This window comes from Nocardia sp. NPDC051787, from assembly GCF_040681325.1.
In the GTDB taxonomy this organism is placed as follows: Bacteria; Actinomycetota; Actinomycetes; order Mycobacteriales; family Mycobacteriaceae; genus Nocardia.
Window position 1 is genome coordinate 1 of record NZ_JBFAYO010000070.1, and the last position, 3,961, is coordinate 3,961.

The 3,961-nt window shown below is 62.2% G+C and carries 3 protein-coding genes and 1 pseudogene; 3 read left to right on the forward strand and 1 reads right to left on the reverse strand.

The genetic code is table 11. The annotated features are described in order from the left end of the window. Positions 1-238 precede the first annotated feature (238 nt). A complete protein-coding gene (locus AB0M45_RS33720; protein WP_364337526.1) occupies positions 239-1,147 on the reverse strand; it encodes a hypothetical protein in 909 nt (302 codons plus the stop codon). A gap of 293 nt (positions 1,148-1,440) precedes the next feature. Between AB0M45_RS33720 and AB0M45_RS33725 the strand changes: the two genes are divergently transcribed. From AB0M45_RS33725 to AB0M45_RS33735, 3 genes and pseudogenes are all read left to right on the forward strand, one after another. Beyond that, positions 1,441-1,941: a hypothetical protein gene (locus AB0M45_RS33725; protein ID WP_364337528.1), complete on the forward strand. Its 501-nt coding sequence runs from the start codon at positions 1,441-1,443 to the stop codon at positions 1,939-1,941. A 175-nt stretch (positions 1,942-2,116) separates the two neighbouring features. Continuing rightward, positions 2,117-2,942, forward strand: a pseudogene (locus tag AB0M45_RS33730) (transposase). Between the two features lie 216 nt (positions 2,943-3,158). Beyond that, the gene (locus AB0M45_RS33735; protein ID WP_364337530.1) at positions 3,159-3,758 is read left to right on the forward strand and encodes a hypothetical protein; all 600 of its coding nucleotides are present in this window, start codon (positions 3,159-3,161) and stop codon (positions 3,756-3,758) included. Positions 3,759-3,961: the final 203 nt, after the last annotated feature.

The following is a 3,961-nucleotide window of genomic DNA, read 5'->3' on the forward strand; positions in this document are numbered from 1 at the left end:
GCCACCATCCGCATCGCTGCCATCAACCAATGGCTCCGACACGGGTGAGAGCGGGCAACTGCCCACCCTCACCCACTTTCAAAACAGTGGCTAGTACTCCAGCCGGACTCGTGATCGTTGATGCTGCTGGTCAGCGGGCTGGAAGTGGAATGGCCAGGTGACCATGTTGCGTTTGTGGGTGGGTGGCGCCTCGCTGGACCGCAGCCACCCACCCACGGGGTGCTATTACGGAATCAGATCATTGCTGTTCGGCGGCAAGTTCGTAGCGGTATGTCAGGTATCCAGGCTTTTCCAGGGCTGCGTCGATGACGAGGTGGGGCGTACACGTGCGGACGCCTCGGGGACCGAGCTTTTCGACGTACGGAAACTTGCGGTTGCCCCGCTTGTGTAGGTTCCAGTTCCATCGGCCGCCGAGTCCGCGCCGCATCGTTTCGCCGAGATACCAGACAGCGCCCCCGAGGAAGTCACGATTGACGTGGTCGAAAAGCATCTCCTCGGTCGGTGCTACCCTCCGCACGAGTTCTTCGAGTGATGCAAGCGATGCCGGAGTGAAGTCCCAGGTCGTGTCCGGTGCGTAGGTATCGGCCCAGTCCTGGAAGCTGCCGCTTCGCCGGGTCAGCCAGTCGGCCAGTGGTATCGATTCCGGGTCTGGCCGGTCAGCGGTCGTGTGTTCTTTGACAGGCTTCCAAGTCGGATCGGCGCGCTTCTTCTCGTCGGCAGCGCATGACCAGCGGTCGTAGACGGCCGTGAACCGCTGGCCGTCGCGAACTTCGGCTGCATCGCGCAGCAGCCGAAGCGGGGAGATCGGTTCGACCGTCAGCGTGGAGTCCGCGGTGATCAGCGGGACGCCGACACTGAAACCGTCGATGTCCTGCTCGGTCGACCACGCCCATGCACCGCCTGCCGCGCGCATCAGGGTTTCGCCCAGGTAGGCGGCCAAGCCCTCGGTCAGGGTGCGGCGGGTCGGCCACGCGATCTGCTCGGACGAGGTGTATCTCTGCAGGAACTCACGTTCCAGGGCAACCAGCGAGTCGCCCGAGTAGTCGGATGCGAAACCCGCACCCTTCAGTTCGAGATCTTGAAGAAGCATCAGAACGAAGAACAGCTGCTCATGCCACTGCGAAAGGGGTTCGTCGGTACTGGCCACAACCATCAAGCTTTCGATCGAGAACTCCCGCCGCTGTCACCCTAGCGCTTTCACTGTCATTCGGCGGTGGGCGCCGTTGCCGAAGCATGGTGCTCTGAACTTCGACGATTCTGCTTGCCCAGTACGGCCGGACTGCGTGATCATGGTGTGAGTCGGGATAGTCGCTGGTAAGGGGTGCGGATCGGGGTGAACACCAGCGTGTCGAACGGGGACGGTAGCCCGGCCCAGAGCCCCACACCTGCAGATTCCCACTTCCGGGAGGTCCGCGCTCGTCATTTCGATAGATTCACATCGTGACTATCGGACGAGAGCAACGTGCTGCGCTCACGGAGATCGTCGCGATCCTGGCACCGTGTTCCGATCGGGCGCAGCTCAGTTTGGCGCGCGCGCTCGACGACACCTCGAAAGTTCCCACTCCGGCTGAAGCACTCAGCGATGCTCTTGAAGGCACTCTGGAAAACGACATCGGCCGAGTAATGGCCGGATTCGACTGGAAGGCTGAAGCCCTGGAGATCCGAGAGTCCCTGAGCACACTAGCCACATTCCCGCAGGGATTCAGCTGGGAGTGGTACGACTGGAGCGAGTTGGACGACGAAGACGACGACCTGTGGGATCCCGACGACCGCAACGACTTCTTACGGTCGTTGGGCCGTCACAGCTTCGAACTCGGCTTCGCATTGATCGGTTTGGATGGCGCTGATTGGTTCAGCCTCGGCTTTGTCAAGGCCGAAAAGTTCCAGCGACTCCAGGATGTGGCGAGAAAAGCCAGGACCTCCCTCAATCCCTGTTACTAGCGGACTTCGTGGTCGGCGCTGCTGCTGGTCAGGGCGCTGGAAGATGGAGCGTCCACCGCGTGATCATGTTGTGTTTGTGTGGGACACAGCTGAATTGGCGGAGGCCGCGCTCGACAGCGTTGACCGGTGGCGGCAACAGTTCGACGAGTTCACCGGTTTGATCGGCCCTCGGTTTATGCGGATGGAGACCCGCCGGACCGCGGGCAGGATGTTGACGGCGATGATGTCGGAGCTGCCGAGCAAGAACTGCTGGAAGCTGGCCGAACATGCTGGCGACCGATCTCCGGATGCGATGCAGCACCTGCTGTCGGCGGCGGGGGGACGATGATGGTCTGCGAGATGACCTGCACGACTATGTAATCGAGCATTTGGGCGACGCCGATGCGACACTTGTGGTGGATGAGACAGGCGATCTCGAGAAGGGGACCCATACCGTCGGGGTCCAGCGCCGGGCCCGCAGCCACTGTCGGCCGGTGACGGCGCCAAAGGGGCCCGCGTCTACGACTCGGCGTGGATCGAGATCGGAGCAGATGACGACAAGGCCGTGCCCGGGCACCGAAGGCTGATGATCCGCCGCAACCAACGCACCGACGAGCTGGCCTTCTACCGCTGCTGGAGTCGGGAACCGGTGCCGCTGGCGCGTTTTGGTGAAAGCGGGGCAGGCTGCCGCTGGTCGACGGAGGAGAACTTCCACACCGCCAAGGCGCTGACCGGGCTCGACCAGCACCAAGTCCGGGGTTGGCGATCCTGGCACCGCTGGACCCTGCTGGCCATGCTCGCCCACGCCTTCCTCACCGTCCTCGCCATCCGGCAACGTGTCAGCGGACCCTCATCACACCTGATTACATTGACCCGCAATGAAATCCGGCACCTTTCGCCACGCTGACACTCGCCCGGTCCGTGCAGTCGGCCACCGGATGCGGTGGCCGCTCTGGCGACGCCAACACCAACACCGCGCCCGCCGTAGCCACTACCAGCAACGATCCCAACTCACATCATGATCACGAAGTCCGACTGGAGTACTGGCGGCGCCAGGCCCGGTATGCCGATGGTGAGGATTCTCTTCGGATGCATCCTCGCATGCGCAGCACGCACAGTTTTACGATGACTTGAGGATTTCGCACTGATTCCGTTGCACAGCAGCGCATTACGCACGCTAGAGTTTTGGGTGACCAGCACCGGAGCGTGGTGCCCAGGACGGACGGGGAGGGTGCGCAGTGCAGGAATCGCCGATCGTGTATCTGGCGATCTGGAATGAGAATGGTCTGTCATCCCCGCGGGTGGCGGCCAGGCGCTTCCGGCGCATTCTCCGCGACCGCCATCCGGTCGCGGTTTCCACACTGCACGAATCGATGCGGGAATTCGTTCTGGCGATGCGGCGCCGCGATCCGGAAGTCAATGCACACCATCCGGACGGGATGGCTTCGATCGCCGAAATTACGAATTTCTCAGCACAGGGCATCATTCTCCGCTTCGATGCGGATCGTTCGAAACGAATGGAGAACGTTCTCCGGATTACGCATGAACTGAAGTTGACGATGTACGATCCGAAGTTCGAATTCACGCTCGGCTTCGACGACTCGGCCGAGGTAGCCGTGAACGATATCGGTAGCGCGGACGGGCAACAGGTCCCCCGATCGACGGCGGGGATAGTAGCGGGGAGCCCGCGGCGCCGTCGCCCGGATGCGCTGCGCATGCTGCGCAAGCTGCACCGGACGACGAATGACACCGCGACCCAGCCGCTGTCGGATGCCATGCCATCGTGCCTCGATCCCAACGCACCCCCTGCCGTAGATGTGGTCGAAGCGGACGACTGAGGGCAGGCACGACGTCCGGCCCAACGCCAGGCGCGCATTGCAATTTTTACCTTCGGATGATCTCCGGCCGAATGGCATGCGTGAATCCCGGCGGTATCTCAAATGATTGTAAATTCGGTGATCCGAAGATGACATGTGGCATTTCCTCCGGTTAGCCTGCCAGAGCCGTCGCAGGGAGGACGACGGGTGAGCCCGATAACGCA